The following is a 1,426-nucleotide window of genomic DNA, read 5'->3' on the forward strand; positions in this document are numbered from 1 at the left end:
GGCTGCCCGGCGGCCTCGGCCACGGCCCGCTCGAACGCCCAGGCGTCGACCGCGTCGTCCGCGGCGCGGAGGGCGTAGCCCGGCCCTTCGGTGACGAGGAGCCGTGGCGGGGTTCGGGGGGCTCGATCCGGCTCCAGCGCCCGGCGCAGCGCGGAGACGAAGGTGCGTACCGCGCCGACCGCGTTGGCAGGGGGATCCGCCCAGAGGTCCGCGACGAGGCGGTCGACCGGGACGACCCGCCGACGGGCGATGATCAGCCGGGCGAGCACTGCTCGGTGCCGCGGCCCTCTGAGGGCGAGCGGCTCCCCGGTGTGGTGCCGTGCGGTGACGGGGCCCAGCACCTGGAACTCGACCGGCACGCGGGACCGTCCTTCCCTCGTTCTCCCCGGTCACGGTATAGCGCGCTGATCGGATGCTCATTCGCGGCCCGCAGGCTGGGGTCACGTCTGTCCGGCCGCAGTCGGACGGCTCCGTTCCGAGTGAAGGCAGCTGACCATGGCACCCTCCATCCCCGGTTTCACCCAGCACCGTGTCCCCGTCGCGGACGGCGTGTCCCTGCATGCCGCGGTCGGCGGCTCGGGGCCGCCCGTGGTGCTGCTGCACGGGTTCCCGCAGACCCACCTGATGTGGCGGCACGTGGCGGCGGATCTCGCGGCGGACCACACGGTGATCTGTCCTGACCTGCGCGGTTACGGGGCGAGCGACAAGCCGGCGGAGACCGGTCCGGACGTCTACGCCAAACGCACCATGGCCGCCGACGTCGTCGCACTCGCCCGGGCACTGGGGCACGAGAGGTTCGCGCTGGCCGGGCACGACCGCGGGGCGCTGGTGGCGTTCCGGGCAGGTCTCGACCACCCCGGGGCGGTCACCCGGTTGGCCGTGCTCGACGTGCTGCCGACGGTGGACATGTGGGAGGTGCTGCACGGCGCCACCGCCGCGGTGGGCTTCCACCTGTACCTGATGGCGCAGCCGCCGGGCCTTCCCGAGCAGATGATCACCGCCAGTGCCGACGCCTTCTTCGGCCACTTCCTGGACGCCTGGGTGAACGACCCGCAGGCGATCCCCGCCGACGTCCACGCCGCCTACCTGGACGCCTGCCGCGGCGCGGTGCCGTCCATCGTGGCCGACTACCGAGCCTCCGCGGGCGTGGACGTCGAGCACGACCGGGCCGACCTGGCCGTCGGCAACACGCTGCGCATGCCGGTCAGTGTGCTCCAGCAGGACTGGGGCGCCGCTCTCGGGTACGACGCCGCGGCACTGTGGGGCGCGTGGGCCGGCGACCTCCGCCACTCCACGGTCACCAGCGGCCACTTCATGGCGGAGGAGGCGCCGGCCGACGTCACCGGGGCACTCCGCGACCTGCTGGCCCGCTGACGGCAGCGCGCCGCTCCCCCGCCCATCGCCCCCGCCAACCGCCCCTGCCCAG

At 74.4% G+C, this 1,426-nt stretch carries 2 protein-coding genes; one reads left to right on the forward strand and one right to left on the reverse strand.

Annotated features, from left to right (window positions below):
* On the reverse strand, positions 1–359 hold a 359-nt coding region (locus tag ACYVE9_RS26805; RefSeq protein WP_461030483.1), incomplete at its 3' end, for an AfsR/SARP family transcriptional regulator.
* A 136-nt stretch (positions 360–495) separates the two neighbouring features.
* Here ACYVE9_RS26805 and ACYVE9_RS26810 point away from each other — a divergent pair.
* Positions 496–1,374, forward strand: a complete 879-nt coding sequence (locus ACYVE9_RS26810; protein ID WP_461030484.1) for an alpha/beta fold hydrolase — start codon at positions 496–498, stop codon at positions 1,372–1,374.
* The last annotated feature ends 52 nt before the right edge of the window (positions 1,375–1,426 follow it).

The organism is Streptomyces sparsus (assembly GCF_054776295.1).